Origin of the sequence: Corynebacterium sp. MSK008 (assembly GCF_030232585.1) — a bacterium.
Classification (GTDB): domain Bacteria; phylum Actinomycetota; class Actinomycetes; order Mycobacteriales; family Mycobacteriaceae; genus Corynebacterium.
Genome location: NZ_JASPJX010000013.1, coordinates 23,857 through 43,564, shown reverse-complemented (window position 1 = coordinate 43,564; position 19,708 = coordinate 23,857). Strand labels below are relative to the sequence as shown.

The window sequence follows — 19,708 nt, the reverse complement described above, 5'->3', positions numbered from 1 at the left end:
CCATGACCAATCAAGGCTCCAGCCAATGGAACCCGGACCAGCCGCACCCCACGGATCCGGATATCGACCAGACACAGCAGTTCAGCGCGGTACCGCAGCAGCAGCACGGCCAGCCCGACGAGTACCCCTCCAGCTACCAGCAGCCGGAGAAGCGCGGCGGCCCGAGCCCGTGGCTCTACGTTTTGGGTGCGCTGCTGCTTGCCGCAATCGTCGGAGTGTTGGCGTTCATGGGCGGCTCGGGTGCGTTCAACCGCTCCAGCGAGCCGGTGACCAGCACGGTGGTTGAGACTCGCACACTGCCGAGGTCGGAAGCACCCGAACAGCCCAGCAAGGAGCCGGCGAAGCGCACGTACTCGCACTACGCCCCGGCTACGGATGTGACCACCGACGGATTTGCCGCCAACGTCTTTGAGGCGTTCCAGCAGGCGTACGGACGCACCGGCACGACCGATATGACCGTGAACGCGTACAGCCCGGCCACCGGCATCACCTACCGCATGACCTGCTCCGGCGGGGAGACGGTGTACTGCACCGGCGGCAACAACGCCCGGGTCAAGATTTGGTAGCTCGCCGGCGCCTCCGACTCGCCGCAGCCGGCGCACTGTTCTTGTCTGCCTGTTCCGGAGGCCAAGAAACCGTGGTTGTCACCTCAACCGTTACGGAGGCGCCACCGCCGGCCACCGATGAGCAATTGCCTCTCGACGCCACCGTCGCCCACGTCGAATCGACCTACGGCGGCCAGCTGGGCGTCGCCACTGTAGGAACGGAAGGGCCAGAATCGGCCGGGTTCACCGACCCGAGCCCTGCCTGGTCCACCATCAAGGTGCCCATCGCTGTGGCCGCCATGCGCACCAGCCCCGCGCTCGAGGCAGACGCCCGCGCCGCAGTGACTGCGTCCGACAACGCGGCGGCGCAGCGCCTTTTCGACGCCACCGGCCCAGAGGCCGTGGACCTGGTCCTTGCTCACGCGGGCCTTGCCGCTCGGGTGAACACAGAACCGCTCCGCCCAGAGTTCTCCACTTTCGGACAAACGCAGCTCAGCGTGGCCGACGAAGCCGTGCTCGCCGGCAGGCTCGCCTGCGTGGAAAGCGCCGCCCCTGTGCTTGCGCATATGGGGAAAATCGACCCCGCCCAGGCGTACGGACTGGGCACAGTCGGGGCGTTGTTTAAGGGCGGGTGGGGCCCAGACACCACGGACGCCTACCAGGTACGGCAATTCGGGCTCGTCCCGCGCGGGGACGGCTCCTGGGCACCGGTGGCGCTCACGGCGTTGCCTGCGGACGGGAGCTACGCGACGGGACAGGCCATGCTGACTGCTGCGGCGGAAGCGCTCGCGGAGGGTCCCGAGCGGCTTCCGGCCGCGGCCTGCCAGCCCTAGCTCTCTTCGCCCTTGCGGGAGACCAGGTCCACCAGTTCGAGCATGCGCTCGGTGCGGCGTTCCGGCAGATCCGTGTGGAGCACATCCAGCACGGCGTCGGCGATGGTGACGGCGGGGGCGGGCAGGGCATCGTCGACAAGCGGGTAGGGCGCGGTGCCTGTGTTGTCGCGCATCTCGATGGCCGCGAGCGTCATGTGGAACGGCAGGTCGATGCGCGGGTCGTCGTCGCCCACGATCTGCGCCGACAGCGTGCGGAAGATGCCCTCCAGCTCCTGGCGCGCCTCGTGGTATTCGGCGAACTCCTCGGACAGCAGCACCGGCAGCTGGTAGAGCCTGCCGATGTTCCAATTCGAGGACAGCAGGATGCGCGACTCGGCGGCCACGAGCGCCCACAGCTTCACCGCCGCCGACTCGTCGGTTTTGGCCAGATCCGACGCGAGTGCCAGCGCCGGCTGGATCGTGCCCATCAGCAGCGTGAGAAAGATGTCGCGCTTGGACGGGAAGTGGTAGTACAGCGAGGCTTGGCGCATGCCCACCGCGTCCGCGATGTCGTGGGTGGAGGTGGTGGCGAAACCTTTGCGGGTGAACAGCTCGGAGGCGGCGTCGAGAATCTCTTCGCGCGCGGTGGCGCCTCTGCGGCGGGGGCTTTGCTTGCGTGGCCGTCCGACCGGTTTCGCCATGCCTTCCGTCCTTCCGTCATAGCTCGCTATTTATGGTTGCGCGGGACAACTATAGACGAAAAGCACCCGCTCTCGACCCTCCGGGGAGGGGAGTGCGGGTGCTTGAAAGAGCCGAAGACTCTACGCTGTCATCGTCAACCGGCTAATTAGCGGGTGGTGAACGGCAGAAGAGCCATCTCGCGCGCGTTCTTCACAGCGGTAGCGACCTGGCGCTGCTGCTGCGGGGTCAGACCCGTGACGCGGCGGGAGCGGATCTTGTGGCGGTCGGAGATGAATAGACGCAGGGTCTCAACATCCTTGTAGTCGACCGACTCGATGCCCTTCGCCTTCAGCGGGTTCTTCTTCGGGCGGCGGGACTGCTCAATGCGCGGCTTACGCGAATTGTTGCGCTTCATAATGTGAGTCCTCCTTTACCACGAAGACTTACGGACGCCAGGCAGCTCACCACGGTGAGCCATCTCGCGCATACGGACACGGGACACACCGAACTTGCGGAGGTAGCCACGGGGGCGACCGTCACGCGAGTCACGGTTGCGCACGCGAACCGGGGAGGCGTCGCGCGGCTGACGGTTGAGCTCGAACTGGGCGTCAAGACGGTCCTCGTCGGAGGTCTCCGGGTTCTTGATGATGGCCTTGAGCTCGTTACGACGCTCCGCGTAGCGGGCGACGATCTCTTTACGCTGCTCGTTCTTAGCGATCTTGGACTTCTTCGCCATGGATTATCGCTCCTCGCGGAATTCGACGTGCTTGCGAACAACCGGGTCGTACTTCTTCAGCGTGATGCGATCCGGGTTGTTGCGCTTGTTCTTGCGGGTGACATAGGTGAAACCGGTGCCCGCAGTGGACTTGAGCTTGATGATCGGGCGGATATCGTTACGTGCCATTAGATCTTCTCACCTCGTGCGCGGATCTGGGCGACGACGGACTCGATGCCGTCACGGTCGATGATCTTCAGACCCTTGGTGGAGACGTTCAGGGTGATGGTACGGCCCTCAGAGGGCAGGTAGAACCGGCGCTTCTGCACGTTGGGGTTCCAACGGCGCGAGTGGCGGCGGTGCGAGTGCGAGACGGTCTTGCCGAAAGACGGCTTACGTCCCGTGACCTGGCAATGTGCCGACATGGGTTAGCTTCCTTACTCTTCTTGCCGCCCACGACACGATCGCTATGTGAGGTAAAGCGCCAGGTGAGAAGCGGAGTGAGGGTCCGCGACCAGCGCAAGTGCAATCGGTTGACGCAGGCGTATACGTGTACTTCGACAACAGCGAGAGTAAACAGTACATGTTCAGCGCCGAAACTCCTAATCTCAGGCGGCGAGACTTCCCGGCAACATGGAGACGATGCTCAGCCCGTTACGGCGCGACACTGCCCCTGCTAGCTGCGAGCGCACGATCATGTGTTTTTCAGCATGGTTCACCAAGTTGGACATCAATGCGGCTAAGACGGACGGATTGTGGAGGGCAAGAGGTACGAATCTGCAGTCTAGAGCCCCAAAGCTTTGGCTAGGCGCAGTGCGAGTACCGTACGGTCGCGCGCATCGAGTTTCCGGAGCAGTGCAGACACGTGGTTTTTTACGGTTCCTTCAGCCAGGAAAAGAGCACTAGCAATTTCCCGGTTGTTCATACCTCGCGCGACCTGCTCCGCGACGGAGCGCTCTGCCGGGGTCAGAATCGTCAGCTGAGGGTTACCTGCAGCGTAGCGCGCAATCCGGGGGTCGAGGACGAGACCTCCCTGGGCGGTGGCGACAATGGCGCTCGATAATTCTTCCGGGGAAACATCTTTAAGGATGTAGCCGGAGGCCCCAGCGTCGAGTAGCTTCTTGACCAAGTTTGCATCGTCAAAAGTGGTGAGGACGAGCACAGGGAAGTGCGGATGGCAGGCGTTTACGACCCCGACACCGTCGGTTTCCGGCATGGCAGCGTCCGTGACCACCACGTCGACGTCCCAGCGCCGGGCCAGTTTGAGCGCTTGTGCGCCGTCGGTAGTCGTAGCGACAACCTCAACCCGGTCGTCGGTTTCCAGGATGAGTCGGAGTCCGCGCAGGAGCATCTCGTGGTCGTCGATAAGCAGCGCGCGTGTGGTCATGATTTCTCCTTGAGGTGCAATTCGATGCGAAACCCGCCGTTGATGGCGTCGTGGGGGAGCGTAATGATTTCGCCTTTGAGCCCCGCAGCGCGTTCGCGAAGCGAGGTGATACCGAAAGCCTCCGGCCCGGTCGCGCCCATTCCATTGTCGGTCACAACCAGCGTTCGGCCATCAAGAACGATTCGGGCTTTCGTTGCGTGTGAATGGCGCAGCACATTTGTCAACGCCTCTTGGCAAAAATGCAGCATGAGCATGCGCTCCTCGGTGGAGTACTTGGCCTGCGTAGTGTGAGCGAACTGGACGTCCAAAGAAGTTGTCGCGAAAGACTCCGCTAAATGAGACAGTGTGGACTCGATATCCTCATCCGGGTTAGCTACAGGCTTCATTGCGCGCACGGTTGCGCGCATTTCGTGCAGGGCTTCCGACACGTTGGCACGAGCCCGTGCGATCTCGTCATTGCGCTTCTCCGCGTTGGGGGTGCGGAGTGCGTAGTCGAGGCTTAGGCCGATGGTGGTGAGACGGTGCCCGAGGGCATCGTGAAGCGTCGCCGCGATCCTCTCGCGCTCCTTTGTCATTGCCATGTCTTGCTGACGGGCCTCGTGCCAGCGTTGTCGAGAGACCGTGGAGGCGAGGTTGAGTCCCACAGCGGCCGCGGCGGCGCTGCCGAGCGTTTCGAAAGCGATTTTACCTGCCGGAGCTTGGGCTGTGACCTGTGCGGCGAAAGCGGTTACCGCAATCGCGCCCGCGTACACGTACCCTGCCCGCTTACCAAGGCTCATATGCACCGTCACCACCGCACACCACAGGACTAGGATGCTGATCGGGTTGTTCGCAGTGGTGAAGACGACGAACGAGCACAAGGAAAAGCAGACCGCGGCAGCTCCATGCTCTGTTTCTCGCCAGGCCACCCAGGCCGTGACCGTGAGAAGCGCGACGGCCAAAAGCACCCCCTCGCGCGCGAGCGCTGTTGGAGCGAAGTTGAGGTACAGCAGGATGGCGAAAACCAGGATGCTGTCCATCAAGTGCAGGTGGACGCGGTTCATGGAGCCGAACCTACCCGTTGACACCCATGACTCGGGTCATGGATTTTGGTGACGGCATCTACTGTTGCGGCCACTTTACGCTCCATAAAGTCGCTCAACATGAATCCAAGAATTCCTGTCAATGTATTTGGCCTCGTGCTCCGCGCCGTCATCGCGGCGGCTGTGCTCATGGGGGCGAATCTTGCTCGGCTCCCGCTCGCCCCATATGTGGACGAAACCCTCTTGTTTTGCCTGACTCCTGTACTGGTGGTCGTGTTCGTCGTTGTGTGGGTGCGCTACGTTGAGCGGTCCCGCATCAATTGGAAAGGGGGGTGGGGGCTGCTTGGTGGCACGGTCGTGGTTGCCGTACCGATGGTCCTAGGCTGGGCGGTGCTCTGGGCGATCCTCGGGCGCGGCCCGGAGATGCCGGAGACGGCCGAGGCTGGCGAGTATCCGGTTGTCGCAATCGGGGCGTGGGTCCTCGTTCGCGCATACTTGCTACAGGGGATCCCTGAAGAGCTGCTCTTCCGCGGCTGGCTTTTCGACGTCACGCGCCACCGCGAAGCGCTGACCGTGGTGTGGACAACCGCCGCCTTCACATTGATTCACTTAACCTCTTCGGGAGGGCAACAAAGTACTCTCGACCACGTCGTGTACTTGGCTATGCCTTTCGGGATGTCCATCCTCGGCGCCGCGCTGGTTTATTGCTTTGGCAGCTTCTGGTGGGCGGCAGGCTCGCATGGCGGAATGCACCTCATGCTCGCGGTGTTGAGCTTGGTCTTTCCGGTTGAGCTGGGCAATCTTGCATGGCTCGTGCTCGGCTTGGCGCAGGCGTTGGCCGGAGCGCTGCTGCTGTGGTGGCGAAATGTGCAACTGCGCGATTCGGAAAATCTCGTCTAGGCAAGTATAATCCTGCAGGTTGTTCGGCGACCGCCGGATGAAAAGACCATTTCGCACCCAACTCGGGCACGATCCGTGGGATTCCGCGGAACCGACCCGTAGTTCAATCCTGAGGGAGACGAATCAAATGAGGAAAGACATTCACCCGGATTACCACCCGGTGATTTTCCAGGACGCAAACACGGGCCACAAGTTCCTGACGCGCTCCACCCTGACCTCCGCACGCACTGAGCAGTGGGAAGACGGCAACGAGTACCCGCTCGTGGTCGTGGACGTCACCGCCGAGTCCCACCCGTTCTGGACCGGCGCACAGCGTCTCATGGACACCGCTGGTCGCGTGGAGAAGTTCAACCAGCGTTTCGGCGGCATGGCCCGCCGCAAGAAGAAGGCCAACTAGAGGGGATAAAGGAGACTCGTCATGGCAACACCGAAGTTCAAGAAGTCCCGCGCGAACACGCGCATGCGTCGTTCCCAGTGGAAGGCCGACAACGCCGACCTGCAGACCGTCAAGATCGACGGCCAGGAGGTGCGCATTCCGCGCCGCCTGATCAAGGCAGCTCAGGCTGGTCTGATCGACGTCGAGCAGTTCTAAGTTTTTAAGGGTCTCAAGAGGCCCATCGAAGGAACCGGGATCCCCAGGTGGGGCCCGGTTTTTTCAGCTTGATTCAACTCTGAGGAAAATATAAGTCATAATAATCCTATGAAAATTCTCGTAGCCGACGACGAGCAGGCCGTCCGCGAGTCGCTCCGACGCTCGCTGCGCTTCAACGGATACGACGTCGTACTCGCCGTAGACGGCGAAGACGCGCTCGACCAGATCCGTATTGAGCAGCCGGACCTGACCATCCTCGACCTGATGATGCCCAAGCTCGACGGACTGGGTGTGTGCCGCACGCTACGCTCTTCCGGATATGACGGACCGATCCTCATGCTCACGGCTCGCGACGGTGTGTCCGACCGCGTGGCAGGCTTGGACGCGGGCGCGGACGACTACCTGCCCAAGCCTTTCGCCTTGGAGGAGCTGCTGGCGCGCGTGGGCTCGCTGCTGCGCCGCACCCGCTCTGAGGCGCGCAAGGCCGCGGAAAAGGACCAGACCCGCCTCCAGTTCGAGGACCTGGTCATGGACACCTCCACCCGCGACGTCACCCGCGGCGGCCGCGCGATCTCGCTGACCCGCACCGAGTTCGCGCTTTTGCACCTGCTGCTGCAGAACCCGCGCCACGTGCTGGCCCGCCAGACCATCCTGGAAGAGGTGTGGGGATACGACTTTCCGACGTCCGGCAACGCGCTCGAGGTCTACATCGGCTACCTGCGCCGCAAGACTGAAGCAGGCGGCGAATCACGCCTGATCCACACCGTCCGCGGCGTCGGCTACGTCCTGCGGGAGACCGCTCCGTGATCTTGCGGCGCTTCACAGGCGAAGCTGAACCGCAGGGGCAGGCCGACAACGGTCGGTCCCTGCGCAACAGCTTGGCCGTCCTCGCTGGTGGCATTGTCGCCGTGGTCATTTTGTTGACCGCGCTGTTTACCTACCGGCTTTCAGAAACGACTCGTCTGACCGTTATGGACGACGACCTGCGCACCCGCACCTACGGCGTGTCGCTGCAGCTGAAGGACCTGGATTCGGACGACCAGGAAGGCTTCGAAAAAGCCCTCGCCGAGTTCGGTCGATCCAGCCCGTGGGTGAAGCTCTCGGCCGCGCCCGCTGGTTCCAACGTGTTCTACGGCGACCCGGTGCCGGTTGCGGGGCCGTACACGGCGACGTCTTCAGGCGACATGCTCTCCCAGCGCACTGTGGCGGGGGAGCGCGTGGTGGTGCGCCGCAGCGCCTCCGGTGTCACCGTGGCCATCGCAAAGCCGTTGGACGTGTTGAGCATCGTCTCCGGCAGTTGGGGCGCCGCAGCGCTGGTTATCGCAGGCACCGGCGGGCTACTCGCTTGGATCGCGGGCGCGGTGATCTCCGCGGTCGGCCTCCGCCCCGTGCGCAGGTTGCACAGGGCTATCGATGACGCGAACGAGTCCGACCAGCTCACCGAGCTGCCTGTCGAGGGCGACGACGAGTTCGCCGAAATTACGACCTCAGTGAACACGATGATCGCCACACTGGAGGACTCCAAGACGCGGCAGGCACAGCTGGTCGCGGATGCCGGACACGAGCTGAAAACCCCGCTGACCTCGATGCGCACGAACATCGAGCTGTTGATGATGCTGTACAACTCCGGACAGCAAGACCAAATCTCCGAGCAGGACCGCAAGGACCTGGAGCGCGACGTGATGGCGCAGATGGAGGAAATGTCCATCCTCATCGGCGACCTGGTCGACCTGGCGCGCGACGAGGCGCACCAGGGCGCCGAGCCCGAGGATTTCCGCCTGGACGAGGTGCTGGAGGAAGCACTCGACCGCGTGCGGCGGCGCCGCCCGGACCTGGCGTTCCAATTCGAAGCGGACCCGTGGGTGATCACCGGCGACCGGTTCGCGATGGGCCGTGCCCCGATCAACCTTATCGACAACGCTGCGAAGTGGTCGCCGCAGGGCGGCACGGTGCGTGTGTCGCTGAAGGCGGCGAAGCGCAACGCGGTGCTGATTGTGGACGACTCCGGTCCCGGCATCCCGGCAGACCAGCGCGAGCAGGTCTTCGAACGCTTCTACCGCGCGCCGGAGTCCCGTTCCATGCCGGGGTCCGGTTTGGGCCTGGCCATTGTGAAGCAGGTCTTCGACCGCCATAACGCCACCATCGTGGCGGAGGAGTCCGACGATGGCGGCGCCCGCTTCCGCGCGGTGTTCCCAGGGCGCCCGCCGGAGACGGACGGCACGGAGGAAGACGCCGCCGCAGAGACCAAGGCGCGCGTGATCCCGCGCAAGAGCTACAGCTAGACCCGCAGGCTAACGCGCACAGTAATCGTTCAGGGATTGTTACGAAATGCGGTGCATGCCCTCAAGTTCAGGCACAGGACGAGCGGGCATAATGGCCCCTCATGAGTGAAACGAATTACCCGGGAGACACCTCGAGTTTCCCGGCAAACAATGGCGTTTACCAGGTGCAACCCCAGCCGCAGGCGCACATTCGCCGCAGCAATGGCAGCAAGGGGATCGGTGCGGCGTTCACTGTCGCGCTGGTGACCGCCCTCGTCGCTGGCGGCGGGGCGGGCTACCTCGCCGGCTCGGCGCAGTCGGACAAGGGGGCCGAAAGTGCTCTGGAGAGTGCCGCAGAGAGTTCTTCGGCGCAGTCACAGGACAAATCCGAAGGTGGATCGTCGCAAGGCGAACTGCGCAACCCCGCGGTCGCGGACCCGGCCGAAGCACCCGAGGGTTCCGTGGAGCAGGTGGCGGCCGCGGTGCTGCCGGCGGTGGTCTCGATCGAGGTGGTCACCCCACGCGGCAGCGCGGAGGGCTCCGGCTCCATCATTTCCTCGGACGGTTATGTGCTGACCAACCACCACGTCATCGCCGGCGCCGACACGCAAGGATCGAAGGTGCAGGTCACGCTTAACGACGGCTCACGCCACAGCGCGCAGTTCGTCGCCTCCGACGTCAACACCGATGTCGGCGTGCTGAAGATCGACGACGTCCACGACCTGCCGGTGATGCAGTTCGGCAACTCCGACGAGCTGCGCGTGGGCCAGGAGGTCGTCGCTGTGGGCTCGCCGCTGGGGTTGTCCGCCACGGTGACCAGCGGCATCGTCTCGGCGCTGAACCGCCCGGTGCGCGCCTCCCAGGGTGGCGGCGAAAGCTCGCTGATGGACGGCATCCAAACCGACGCGGCGATCAACCCGGGCAACTCCGGTGGCCCGCTGGTGGACCGCAGCGGCAATCTCATTGGCATGAACTCCGCGATCGCGTCGCTGTCCGCGGGCGGCATGGGGCAGGGCGGCCAGGGCGGCTCCATTGGCCTCGGCTTCGCCATCCCGTCGAACTTTGCCAAGCGCGTGGCGGAGCAGCTCATTGAAACGGGCGAGGCCACCCAGCCGATGCTGGGCGTGCGCGTCAGCGTCATGCAGAGTCTCAGCGGCGGTGCCGTGGTCGCGGGGGTGGAGCCGGGCAGCCCCGGCGAGCAGGCCGGGTTGAAGCCTGGGGATGTGATCACCCGTCTCAACGACCGGCCTATCGACACTGCTGATGCCCTGATCGCGGCGACGCGCTCGAAGGAGTTCGGGGAAACGGTGACGTTGCAGGTGCAGCGGGAGGGGGAGTCCTCGCCGATTCCGGTAGAGGTGACATTAAGTTCCGAGTAACTTCTTATCTGATCTATCCGCCCCGTTTTGCTTTGAGGGAGTCTGACCACGATGCCGGAATTGTTTGACGCGCTCGACATCACCGAGCCGGACGATGCGACGCTGCGCGCCTCCGAGCTGGAGAGCGATTCCCCGACGTCGCCGTGCGCGATCGTCGTTTTGGTGGGCGACCGCCGCTACGACGCGCCGGGCGACAACACCGATGAGATGGTGGTGGAGCTGCTCCGCGAGGTCGGCTACCAGGTCGACGGAGTGGTGCGCGTGAAGTCCAAGAAGTCCGAGATCCGCAAGGCTATTGAGACCGGCGTGGTCGGCGGCGTGGACCTCGTGCTCACCCTGGGTGGCACCGGCGTCGGCCCGCGAGATAAGACGCCGGAGGCGACCCGCGCGGTCATCGACAAGGTGGTCCCGGGTGTCAGCCAGGCCATTCGCTCGTCCGGCCAGGCCTGCGGCGCGGTGGACGCGTGCACCTCGCGCGGTATCTGCGGCGTGTCCGGCTCCACTGTGGTGGTCAACCTCGCTTCCTCGCGTCAGGCGATTCGCGACGGCGTATCGACGGCAGCTCCGCTCGTGCGCCACCTCATCGGCGAGCTGAACCAGCACTCGGTCTAAAACCGGGCTAGGACAAGGGCGGCGAACTGATGGAACGCAAGCGCAGGCGCGCTGTACGCAAGGCGGACGTGGACTACGACCGCTCCGCGGATGCCGCGCCGAATACGCGGGCAAATGAAAACCCGGCCCTGGACGCTGAGCGCGAGGTGCTGCTCGGCGACGAAGAGCCGGGTTTGACCGGCCGCGATTTTTATGAGGCGGAGCGGCCGCCGCACTACGGGGACTAGCTTTCAGCCGGCCCCGTTCAAGGACAAACTAGTTCAGCGGCTTGTGCACGTTGTTCGGGTTCTGGCCTGCGAGCAGGTCGCGGATTTCCGCGAGCAGCTCGGTGTCGGTCGGCTCCGGCTCCTCCGGGTCGATGCCCTTGCGGCGCTTCTGCGCCTCGTCCAGCTTGTTCATCGGGGCAACGAGCAGGAAGTAGATCACTGCAGCGATGAGCAGGAAGTTGATGATGGCGGTGAGGACGGCGCCGAAGTCGACGAAGGTCGCCTCGTTGCCCTCGCGGACGAAGAAGCCCAGGCCGGAGTAGTCCACGCCGCCCAGGGCTGCGAGGAGCGGGTTGATGATCGAGTCGGAGAACGCGGTGACAACTGCGGTGAATGCGGCACCGATGACAACGCCGACGGCAAGCTCGATGACGTTGCCGCGCATGATGAAGTCTTTAAATCCTTGAAGCATGCTTCGGGATATTAAACGTGCGTGGACGGTTGCTCAACACAAGGGTGAGCGGTTCCGAGAGCGATGCCGCTGCCACGGCTGCAGCCTCACCTCGCCTGAGCAGCACCAACACCGCATCGCCTTCCCCAGATGTGACGACAATCCCATTTTCGGCAACGACTCGCGGTCCCTGGCCCACAACATCGACAACAGTCCCGTGGTGCAGCATCGGCAAAATATCGGGTTCGGCCAGTGGCACCGGCACCATGGAGAATTCTTCCCCGTCCGGCTTGTCCTGGGTAAGCAGCCGCGCCAGGTCCGGGCCGACCAGGCGCGTTGCTGTCACCACCTCGCCGCGGGAGGCGGCCGCGGCGAGCAGTTGCCCCTCCGCCAGCGCCGCGTCGTCGAGTGCGTTGTCGGGCACCGACTCCGCTGGCAGCCGGCGCAGCTCCAGATCGGCTGCGGTGAGCACGGCGCCGGGGGCGACGTCGCGGGCGAAGGTGAGGGCGGGCGGGTCGGACCGTGAGGCGTCGATAAGCACATGCAGGACAGCTGCGACGACGAGGAAGACGGCTATCGCCCTGCGGATGGTCACGGAGCGGCGGTAGCCGGGAGAGCGAAGGGTGTTCAGGCGCGCGGAGAGGTCCATAGGGATAGGACGGTGAAAGCCGCGCTCCGGTTCCCTAAATGCGGAAGAAACCTTCCGGCGTAATCACTGCGTCCACCGCCTGGTCGTGCGCGTCGTGCGGCACTGCGTCCACGACCTCCCAGTCGTAGACCACAGCCGCAACTGGAACTCCCAGGCCGGCAAGCGCGCGGTCGTAGTAGCCGGCACCCTTGCCCAAACGCATGCCTTGCCTATCGACGGCTAACGCCGGCGCCACCACCAGCCCACAAGAACGCAAAACGTTCGAGTTGTAGCGCGGACCGTGTGGCTCCGTGATCCCCAGCGCGCCGGCCGCATCCGAGGTCCCGTGCTGCGCCCAGGCGAGCACACCGCCGGGCAGGGAAATCGGCAAAAACAGCGTGCGGGCCGCGGTTGCGAGCTGGGCTGCGAAATCCGCCGGGCCCGGCTCGGAGCTAAGCGGGTTATAGGCGGCGATGTTGGTGCCGCGCCCGCCGAAATCGTCGATGCACGCCAGGGTCGCCGCAACGATCGCATTGTCGAGCTCGCGCTTTCGCTCGGTGCCGCGCAGGTCGCGCCGGGCGGCCACGTGCGTGGCACGCATCGCAGCCTTCGGGGGAGGGGTGGTTGTGTTCGTGTGCATACTCCTCGCATCTTCCGGGTCGCAGCCCGGTTATGAGGGTTGGGGGCTGTAGGCTTTGCGTTTATGCAGAATTCTACTGACCTCCCCGTTGATGCTGCGCGCGCTTCGGTGAAAACTGTTGTGGTGCCGGCGGCGGGTATGGGGACTCGTTTTTTGCCGGCGACGAAGACGGTGCCGAAGGAGCTTCTGCCGGTGGTGGATACACCGGGCATTGAGCTGATTGCTGAGGAGGCAGCTGCGTGCGGGGCGCAGCGTCTTGCCGTGGTGGTCGCGCCGAATAAGGAAGAGATCATGCGCCACTTCGGCGAGTTTTCGGACTTGCAGGAGCTGATGGTCGCCCGCGGCAAGCAGACGCAGGCAGACAAGGTGGCCCGCGCAAACGGTTTGATTGAGGCTGTGGCGGTCACCCAGGATGAGCCGCTCGGGCTTGGTCATGCGGTCGGTTGCGCTGAGGAAGCGTTGGACGACGACGAGGATGCGGTTGCTGTGATGCTGCCGGATGATCTGGTGTTGCCGGCGGGCGTGATGGAGAAGATGGTCGCTGTGCGTGAGCGTCTTGGTGGTTCGGTGCTGTGCGCGTTTAACGTCTCGCGTGAAGAGGTGTTCAACTACGGCGTGTTCGACGTCGAGGATGCCCAGGCTGAGATTGATGGTGTTGAGGTGCTGAAGGTGCGCGGCATGGTGGAAAAGCCTGCTGTGGAGGATGCGCCGTCGACGCTGGTGGCTACCGGCCGGTATTTGTTGGACCGCGGGATTTTTGACGCGCTGCGCCGGATTGAGCCGGGTAAGGGTGGTGAGTTGCAGCTCACGGATGCGATTGAGTTGATGATTTCTGAGGGGCATCCGGTGCATGTGGTGGTGCATGAGGGGGGTCGCCACGACCTTGGTAACCCGGGCGGGTACATCCCGGCGAATGTGGACTTTGGTCTGCGGGACGAGAAGTACGGCCCGGCTTTGTATACCGCGGTGAAGAAGATCATCGCCGACTTCGAGGCAGAACACCCCGAGGTTGCAGCGAAGGCGCAGGACAACGCGTAAACGAAAGGGGCACGGGCCATGCGTAGCGTAGAGGACCAGCTTGCGGCCGTAGTGGATGCCGCGGCCGCCCCCGAACCGATCCGGGTGGCGCTGACGGACGCGCTCGGTCTGATGTGCGCCGAAGAAGTCACCTCCACCACGCAGGTTCCCGGTTTCCCCCAAGCGGCGGTGGACGGTTTCGCCGTGCGCGCGGTAGACGTGGGCGGCACCGCTGGGCTGCGCAGGCCCGAGCGCCGCGACCGCGACCAGGACGAAGACGGCGAGGAAGCCCCCGCCGCCCCGCAGCCGAATCGCGAGCGCGCCCTTCCCGTGGTGGGTGAGGTGCCCGCCGGCTCCCAGAAGCCACTGCGCCTGCAGCCGCGCCAGGCGGTGCGTGTCGCCACCGGCGCGCCGCTGCCGACGCTCGCCGACGCGGTGCTGCCGCTGGAGTGGACGGACCGCGGCCGCAAGCGTGTCACCCCGCAGCGTCCCGTACGCACTGGCGATTTCGTGCGCCGGCCCGGCGACGACATCCAGCCCGGCGACATCGCCGTGCGCCAGGGGGCGGTGCTCGGCCCCGCCCAGATCGGCCTTGCCGCCGCCGCTGGCCGCGACAAGCTGCTGGTGTATCCGCGGCCCCGCGTGACCGTGATGAGTTACGGCCTGGAACTGGTGGACCTAGACCGCCGCCCCGGCTTGGGGCAGGTCTTCGACATCGCCTCCTACGTCGTGGCAGCGGCCGCTAAAGAAGCGGGCGCGGACGTGCACCGCGCCGGCATTATCAACGCCGAGCCGCGCCGCATGCGCGAGACTGTGGCCGGCCATATCGCAAAAAGCGAGTTCGTCATCATCACCGGCGCCGTCGGCGGCTCCGGCGCGGCTCCCATCCAGGAGATCCTGCGCGAGCTCGGGCAGATCGACACCACGCGCGTGGCCATGCACCCCGGCTCCGTGCAGGGCTTCGGCTTAGTGGGTGAAGAGCGCGTCCCGGCGTTCCTCTTGCCGTCCAACCCGGTGAGTGCGCTGGTGATTGCGGAAACATTTATCCGCCCCGCCATCCGCAGCTCCCTGGGCAAGACTGCGGTGACGCGACGCACCGTCAAGGCCCGTTCACTTCGCGAACTCAGCTCAATTCCCGGCCGCCGCGGCTACATCCGCGCCCGCCTCATGCGCGACGCCGATACCGGCGACTACCTGGTCGAGCCGCTGTCCGCGCTGGAAGCCGGGCCCGCCCACCTGCTGGCCGGTTTCGCGGAGGCCAACGCGATGATCCATCTGCCGGAGGATGCTGTGCACGTGCGTCCCGGCGACATCGTGGACGTCGAGTTCCTCCGCCAGCGCAGCTAGGCGCCGACCATGTTCGCCATGTTCCGCCAGCCCACCCCGGGGTGGCCAGAATCCACGCCGGCCGCCACGCTTCCCGACGGCGCATCCGTCCGCCTGCGCCCCCTGTCTTCCCGCGACGGGGAGGAGTGGTCGGGCACGAGACACGTCGATAAGCAATGGCTTCAACCCGTCGAGCCCACGGTGGAGGGCACCTGGGAGGACGCGCACTCTCACGCGGCGTGGCGCAACACCTGGCTCAACCTGAAGCGGCTGGCCAACCAGGGCACCGTGGTGCCGCTGGTCATCGAGGTTGACGGCGACTTCGCCGGGCAGGTCACCCTGGGCAACATCCAGCACGGCATCGTTTCCGAGTGCTGGGTGGGCTACTGGGTGCACTCGCCGTTTATGGGCCGCGGGGTGGCCACCGCCGCGTGCGCGCTGGGTGTGGACCACGCGTTTTCCCGCGTCGGTCTGCACCGCGTGACCGCCACCTACCTGCCGCACAACCCCGCCTCCGGCAAGGTGCTCAAGCTCAACGGCTTCCGCGAGGAGGGCTACTTGCGGCGCAACCTGCACATCGACGGGCAGTGGCGCGACCACCACTTCGTGGCCCTGAACTCCGACGATTTCCCCACTACGGCCGTGCAGCGCCTGCGCGAGGCTGGCCGGGTGCGCTAGAGGCGAAAAACAGCTGCGGCCCACCGGCGCGCCGACCCGTTCGCCTGCGCAAGTGCCGATACCGTGGACTCCTGACTTTAAGGGTGCAACTGACGCGGAAAGGTGGCATCGCCCATGGGCAGCCCGAGTTTAATGATCATCTTGATCCTGGTCGTGTGGATCATCGTCCTCGCGCCGTTGATGATCGGTAACAACAAGCCGATCCGCCGCTCCGGCGACGGCTACGACGAAACGCGCGTGCTGCACGAGGGCGGCACCACGCCGATGGCCGAGCGCCGCCGCCCGAAGCTCACCGCCGCCGACATTCACCGCCACAGCGAGGACACCGACTACGAGGTCGTCGAGGCGACGGACGCCGATGAGCAGGTGCTTATCGACGACGCTCCCGCTCTGCGCACCCTCTTCCGCCGCCCCGGCGCCGAAGATCAGGCCGACCACATCGACGGCGAAGTCATCGAGCATGCCGAAGACGACACTGCAGGCGAAGCCGAACCGGCAGATGCTGAGACGGCCGGAGCCGAATCGGCCGAGGGCGGGTCCACCAAGGTCGTCGCCAACGAGACCGGCGGCTCCACCTCTGTGAAGGTCCTCGCCGCGGAGGATGCTGCAGAGGACGATGCCGCCGACACCGATACCGACGCCGGCGGCGCCGACGAGGCTGAGGCAGAGTCCAACCGCTACGAGCTGGACGAGTCCTACACCGCACCCGAGGACTTTGGCTACGCGGACGAGACCGGAGGCGTCGAGAAGCAGGGCGCCCCGGAAACGGACGTTGAGGAAGCACCGGAAGATTTTGACGACGAGGTCGACACCGCAGAGGTCGCCGAAGCGGGCGACGAGGACCTCGCCTTCGCCGCTGCGCGCCGCGGCCGCGGCGGATTCGACCCGGAGCGCGACAAGAAGAACACCGCCACCCGCTTCCAGCGCCGCCAGCGCACCCTGCTGGCGCTCATCGCCGCCTGCGTGGTCACCTTCGTCGTGGCGTTTGTGGCGGGTGGCTGGACCTGGGTGCTGCCCGCCGTGTCGGTGGGGCTTACCGCATGGTTCATGATCGCGTTGCGTCGCGTGGTGCTGCAAGAGCGAGCCCTGCACGCCCGCCGCCTGCGTCAGCTGCGCCGTGCCCGCATGGGCGTGGCTATGAGCAACCACGTCGAGCACCCGCGTGACGCACGCCTGCGCGCGGGCTCCGTCGTGCTGGACCTGGACGACGAAAGCCCCGACTTTGACACCCTGCCGTCCGCCCGCTACGCGCCGGACAACGACCCCGGCTACGACGACTACGAAGACCTCGGCGGCTACGGCACCCGTGCCTCCTAAAACCGTGAAAACCTCCACTGCGCTGGCGATTTAGCCGGCGCGTGGGGGAGGAGTAACGTAACGAGCGTGCCCAAGGGGCTATAGCTCAGTTGGTAGAGCGTCGCGTTCGCAATGCGAAGGTCAGGGGTTCGATTCCCCTTAGCTCCACAATTCGATAAAACCCCTGGTCATGTTTGGCCAGGGGTTTTTGTATCTGCCCTGGTAGGTGCACTATTCCTTTGTTGCCGCACGTTGCCATGTGTTGCCGTGGTATGAAGCCTATACGCAACAGTTACGCAACACAGTTGCGCAACGTCACCGCAACACCGAGGAGCCCAACATGGCGACAAAGCGCCGCAGCCGCAACGGGTGGGGCACCGTGCGCAAAACCCGCGACAGATTCACCGCGCAGTACACCGGGCCCGATGGAGCCCGCCACACGCCGGGCTACAGTTTCGCCACCCGCACCGACGCGCAGGGCTGGTTGGCCGCAGAGCGCCGCCTGATCGACCGGGAGGAGTGGGCACCGCCTAAGCAACGTGCGCAACAGGCCGCAGCCGCCGCACGCCTGGAGGAGGAGCGCGGCATGACAGTGGGCGAGCTGGTAGATGATTGGCTGGCGCGCGCAGACCTCAAACCAACCACCCGCGCCACCCACCGCAAGCGCCTGGAGCTACGCGCGCTGCCCGACGATGTGCCCGGGCTCAACTCGCTGCGCCACGTGCGCGTGGTGGACGTAGACCGGCAGCGGGTGCGGCAGTGGGTAGAGGAGATGCAGGCTATTTGGCCCTACGGTCAAGACGGCTACAGCACCAGCTACCACGCACACCAAAAGCTCACCACCGCGTTTAACTGGGCCCGCGATGAACTGGAGCTAATCGACGGCAACCCGGTGCCGCTGGTGAAGATGCGCAAGCCCGAGAACCGTAAACGGGATGAAGCCGTCTACACCGATGCCGAGGCCGAGGCACTGGTGCAAGGGTTCCCCGAGTGGTTGCGTCACGCGCCGCAGATCATGTTGTGGGGCGGGCTGCGCCTCGGGGAGCTGCTAGAGCTGCGCCGCAAAGACCTCACCGGGCTAGAGCCCGGCGCGACAATGACGCTGCGGGTGCGCCGCTCCATGCAAGACGTGGACAAGCCCGGCGGCGGCAAACAAACCGTGATCAACTCCACCCCGAAAAGCGCAGCGGCGGTGCGCGATGTGGTGGTGCCCGCCGACATTGCCGACGCTATCCGCGACCACCTCACCGAGGCGGGCAAAACAGACCCCGAGGCGCTGGTGGTGTCACGCAAGAACGGTAGGCAGTTCACCCAGCACGGCTACCGGGATAAGTATTTTAAGGCCGCGAAAGAACACGCGGGCAGGGTGGATACCTCACCGCATAGCTGCCGCCGGTTCTACGGCACGCAACTGGTGCGCCTGGTCATGGCCGGGCAGCTCTCAATGGAGGAGGCCCGCCGCCTGATGGGCCACGAAACAGTGGAACAGTTGATGGAGTACCAGCGCGCAGAGGTTGGCTACCAGCAGCGCGCCGCCGCCGCACTGGCGGGGATACGCCGCGCAGCCGCGCCGGGCATGGAGACAGAGGAGGAGCGCGATGCACAAAAAGCGTGAGCGAGGGCTGACTAAGTACGAGGAGCTGGAGCACGCTGGGGTGGCCCAGCCATTCTTGACACGTCAAAAGCACGCCTTGAGCCCTAATCGAATAGAAATTTTGCGGGAATGGGACAGATTGCGGGAGGCCTGGGACAAGACCTATGCAGACGCAGGGGAGGGGCCGGCGCAGGTGCCTGGGGGAGAGATATTGGGCACCTACAAAGTGATTTCTGTAACGAATGCTGCCGGCAAAGTGTCGGGCACGTTTTTCCTCTTTACTCGTGAGGAGGAGGTGCGTGAGCTGTTCATCACAGCACCGCAGCGTGGGTTGCCGCCCAACCCCTATGTTCGTTCCCCGCTCAATGTTGTCCGCTGGAAGATTTGGGAGGTTGAAGCAGCGGCTAAATACCCTGGTGCTGCCCTTAATCCGAACCCGAAAAACGTTGATGATGTGAGGCCATACAGTGAGTTGTTCGGGGGAGTTGATTGGTCACTCTTGCCCCGAGACGAGGAGTACGTGTTCAGCGGATTGTGGGATGCAATGCAGAACAAGGGGCAACGCCCGGTAACGGGGGTGACGCTTCTTCCAGCGAACAATTGTGATCACCGGTTTAGGTTTCGCGACGGCACCGATGGTTTTACCGTGCGAGGTTCGAAATTAGCCCCTGCGCTCCATGCTGTGCGGCAGGCGGGGGAGCGCAAGATTTCGTTGCACACGTTGCGACAAGTGATTGCACGTTTGTAACAGTGCTATCCTGATGCCAGTGGTGGCCCCTCGGGGCAACAAACTACAGCGTGTTGTGCGCTGCCGCTCCAGTCGGCCAGGCGGGGATGTTAGACCCCGCCCCAGGCGTTCACCGAACACAGCTCAAGAGGGGCTGCGTTCTCGTCTGGGTTATGCCTAAACAAACCCAGGGTCATGCCGGGGCAGTTAAAGCTGCCCGGGTTACGTACACCCTGGAG

26 protein-coding genes and 1 tRNA gene are annotated in these 19,708 nt (G+C 64.7%); 17 read left to right on the top strand and 10 right to left on the bottom strand.

Annotated features, from left to right (window positions below; genetic code table 11):
• Positions 1 to 2: 2 nt before the first annotated feature.
• Positions 3 to 566: a hypothetical protein gene (locus QP996_RS10535; protein WP_284872563.1), complete on the top strand. Its 564-nt coding sequence runs from the start codon at positions 3 to 5 to the stop codon at positions 564 to 566.
• 71 nt (positions 567 to 637) lie between these two features.
• Positions 638 to 1,378: a serine hydrolase gene (locus tag QP996_RS10530; protein ID WP_284872562.1), complete on the top strand. Its 741-nt coding sequence runs from the start codon at positions 638 to 640 to the stop codon at positions 1,376 to 1,378.
• On the opposite strand, the gene QP996_RS10525 is transcribed toward QP996_RS10530, so the two are convergent.
• From QP996_RS10525 to QP996_RS10495, 7 genes are all read right to left on the bottom strand, one after another.
• Positions 1,375 to 2,058, bottom strand: coding sequence for a TetR/AcrR family transcriptional regulator (locus tag QP996_RS10525; protein ID WP_284872561.1), 684 nt, complete (start codon positions 2,056 to 2,058; stop codon positions 1,375 to 1,377). The two genes, QP996_RS10530 and QP996_RS10525, sit on opposite strands and share 4 nt — an antisense overlap.
• Positions 2,059 to 2,204: 146 nt before the next feature.
• Positions 2,205 to 2,456 (bottom strand): 30S ribosomal protein S18, encoded by a 252-nt coding sequence (gene rpsR, locus QP996_RS10520; RefSeq protein WP_172796731.1) that lies wholly within the window; start codon positions 2,454 to 2,456, stop codon positions 2,205 to 2,207.
• Positions 2,457 to 2,468: 12 nt separating this feature from the next.
• Positions 2,469 to 2,774 carry a 30S ribosomal protein S14 gene (gene rpsN / locus QP996_RS10515; RefSeq protein WP_034999472.1) on the bottom strand — a complete coding sequence of 102 codons (306 nt, stop codon included), beginning with the start codon at positions 2,772 to 2,774 and terminating at the stop codon, positions 2,469 to 2,471.
• 3 nt (positions 2,775 to 2,777) lie between these two features.
• Positions 2,778 to 2,942, bottom strand: a complete 165-nt coding sequence (rpmG, locus tag QP996_RS10510) for a 50S ribosomal protein L33 (protein ID WP_006841072.1) — start codon at positions 2,940 to 2,942, stop codon at positions 2,778 to 2,780.
• Entirely contained in the window at positions 2,942 to 3,178 is a 237-nt protein-coding gene (gene rpmB, locus QP996_RS10505) for a 50S ribosomal protein L28 (protein ID WP_181888011.1), read from the bottom strand. The genes rpmG and rpmB overlap by 1 nt, the downstream gene beginning before the upstream one ends.
• Positions 3,179 to 3,537: 359 nt before the next feature.
• Complete coding sequence (locus tag QP996_RS10500; RefSeq protein ID WP_284872560.1) at positions 3,538 to 4,140, bottom strand: response regulator transcription factor; 603 nt, start codon at positions 4,138 to 4,140, stop codon at positions 3,538 to 3,540.
• A complete protein-coding gene (locus QP996_RS10495) occupies positions 4,137 to 5,183 on the bottom strand; it encodes a sensor histidine kinase (protein WP_284872559.1) in 1,047 nt (348 codons plus the stop codon). The genes QP996_RS10500 and QP996_RS10495 overlap by 4 nt, the downstream gene beginning before the upstream one ends.
• 99 nt (positions 5,184 to 5,282) lie before the next feature.
• Between QP996_RS10495 and QP996_RS10490 the strand changes: the two genes are divergently transcribed.
• From QP996_RS10490 to QP996_RS10455, 8 genes are all read left to right on the top strand, one after another.
• Positions 5,283 to 6,062 carry a CPBP family intramembrane glutamic endopeptidase gene (locus tag QP996_RS10490; RefSeq protein ID WP_284872558.1) on the top strand — a complete coding sequence of 260 codons (780 nt, stop codon included), beginning with the start codon at positions 5,283 to 5,285 and terminating at the stop codon, positions 6,060 to 6,062.
• A gap of 127 nt (positions 6,063 to 6,189) precedes the next feature.
• Positions 6,190 to 6,459: a type B 50S ribosomal protein L31 gene (locus QP996_RS10485; RefSeq protein WP_034999480.1), complete on the top strand. Its 270-nt coding sequence runs from the start codon at positions 6,190 to 6,192 to the stop codon at positions 6,457 to 6,459.
• A 21-nt stretch (positions 6,460 to 6,480) separates the two neighbouring features.
• Positions 6,481 to 6,654 (top strand): 50S ribosomal protein L32, encoded by a 174-nt coding sequence (gene rpmF / locus QP996_RS10480; protein WP_070472869.1) that lies wholly within the window; start codon positions 6,481 to 6,483, stop codon positions 6,652 to 6,654.
• Positions 6,655 to 6,762: 108 nt separating this feature from the next.
• Positions 6,763 to 7,461: a response regulator transcription factor gene (locus tag QP996_RS10475; protein ID WP_070472866.1), complete on the top strand. Its 699-nt coding sequence runs from the start codon at positions 6,763 to 6,765 to the stop codon at positions 7,459 to 7,461.
• On the top strand, positions 7,458 to 8,936 hold the full coding sequence (locus tag QP996_RS10470) for a HAMP domain-containing sensor histidine kinase (RefSeq protein WP_284872557.1): 1,479 nt from the start codon (positions 7,458 to 7,460) through the stop codon (positions 8,934 to 8,936). The genes QP996_RS10475 and QP996_RS10470 overlap by 4 nt, the downstream gene beginning before the upstream one ends.
• Before the next feature lie 101 nt (positions 8,937 to 9,037).
• The gene (locus QP996_RS10465; protein ID WP_284872556.1) at positions 9,038 to 10,294 is read left to right on the top strand and encodes a S1C family serine protease; all 1,257 of its coding nucleotides are present in this window, start codon (positions 9,038 to 9,040) and stop codon (positions 10,292 to 10,294) included.
• Between the two features lie 51 nt (positions 10,295 to 10,345).
• The gene (locus QP996_RS10460; protein WP_284872555.1) at positions 10,346 to 10,906 is read left to right on the top strand and encodes a MogA/MoaB family molybdenum cofactor biosynthesis protein; all 561 of its coding nucleotides are present in this window, start codon (positions 10,346 to 10,348) and stop codon (positions 10,904 to 10,906) included.
• A gap of 29 nt (positions 10,907 to 10,935) precedes the next feature.
• On the top strand, positions 10,936 to 11,133 hold the full coding sequence (locus QP996_RS10455; protein ID WP_284872554.1) for a hypothetical protein: 198 nt from the start codon (positions 10,936 to 10,938) through the stop codon (positions 11,131 to 11,133).
• A 28-nt stretch (positions 11,134 to 11,161) separates the two neighbouring features.
• On the opposite strand, the gene mscL is transcribed toward QP996_RS10455, so the two are convergent.
• The 3 genes from mscL to QP996_RS10440 are packed head-to-tail and all read right to left on the bottom strand — an operon-like array spanning position 11,162 to position 12,831.
• Entirely contained in the window at positions 11,162 to 11,584 is a 423-nt protein-coding gene (gene mscL / locus QP996_RS10450; protein WP_284872553.1) for a large conductance mechanosensitive channel protein MscL, read from the bottom strand.
• Positions 11,568 to 12,212, bottom strand: coding sequence for an SAF domain-containing protein (locus QP996_RS10445; RefSeq protein ID WP_284872552.1), 645 nt, complete (start codon positions 12,210 to 12,212; stop codon positions 11,568 to 11,570). The genes mscL and QP996_RS10445 overlap by 17 nt, the downstream gene beginning before the upstream one ends.
• A 34-nt stretch (positions 12,213 to 12,246) precedes the next feature.
• Positions 12,247 to 12,831 (bottom strand): 5-formyltetrahydrofolate cyclo-ligase, encoded by a 585-nt coding sequence (locus QP996_RS10440; protein WP_284872551.1) that lies wholly within the window; start codon positions 12,829 to 12,831, stop codon positions 12,247 to 12,249.
• Positions 12,832 to 12,894: 63 nt separating this feature from the next.
• Here QP996_RS10440 and QP996_RS10435 point away from each other — a divergent pair, with 63 nt between their 5' ends.
• The 7 genes from QP996_RS10435 to QP996_RS10405 all read left to right on the top strand — a co-directional run bounded on the left by QP996_RS10435 (position 12,895) and on the right by QP996_RS10405 (position 19,490).
• Complete coding sequence (locus QP996_RS10435) at positions 12,895 to 13,869, top strand: UTP--glucose-1-phosphate uridylyltransferase (protein ID WP_284872550.1); 975 nt, start codon at positions 12,895 to 12,897, stop codon at positions 13,867 to 13,869.
• A gap of 18 nt (positions 13,870 to 13,887) precedes the next feature.
• Positions 13,888 to 15,195 (top strand): molybdotransferase-like divisome protein Glp, encoded by a 1,308-nt coding sequence (gene glp / locus QP996_RS10430; protein ID WP_070472845.1) that lies wholly within the window; start codon positions 13,888 to 13,890, stop codon positions 15,193 to 15,195.
• 9 nt (positions 15,196 to 15,204) lie between these two features.
• Positions 15,205 to 15,852 (top strand): GNAT family N-acetyltransferase, encoded by a 648-nt coding sequence (locus QP996_RS10425; RefSeq protein ID WP_371336003.1) that lies wholly within the window; start codon positions 15,205 to 15,207, stop codon positions 15,850 to 15,852.
• 114 nt (positions 15,853 to 15,966) lie between these two features.
• Positions 15,967 to 17,169 (top strand): divisome protein SepX/GlpR, encoded by a 1,203-nt coding sequence (gene sepX / locus QP996_RS10420; RefSeq protein WP_141741273.1) that lies wholly within the window; start codon positions 15,967 to 15,969, stop codon positions 17,167 to 17,169.
• Between the two features lie 74 nt (positions 17,170 to 17,243).
• A tRNA-Ala gene (locus QP996_RS10415) sits at positions 17,244 to 17,316 on the top strand.
• Positions 17,317 to 17,488: 172 nt separating this feature from the next.
• On the top strand, positions 17,489 to 18,763 hold the full coding sequence (locus tag QP996_RS10410; protein ID WP_070472840.1) for a tyrosine-type recombinase/integrase: 1,275 nt from the start codon (positions 17,489 to 17,491) through the stop codon (positions 18,761 to 18,763).
• The gene (locus QP996_RS10405; RefSeq protein ID WP_070845231.1) at positions 18,747 to 19,490 is read left to right on the top strand and encodes a hypothetical protein; all 744 of its coding nucleotides are present in this window, start codon (positions 18,747 to 18,749) and stop codon (positions 19,488 to 19,490) included. The genes QP996_RS10410 and QP996_RS10405 overlap by 17 nt, the downstream gene beginning before the upstream one ends.
• Positions 19,491 to 19,708: the final 218 nt, after the last annotated feature.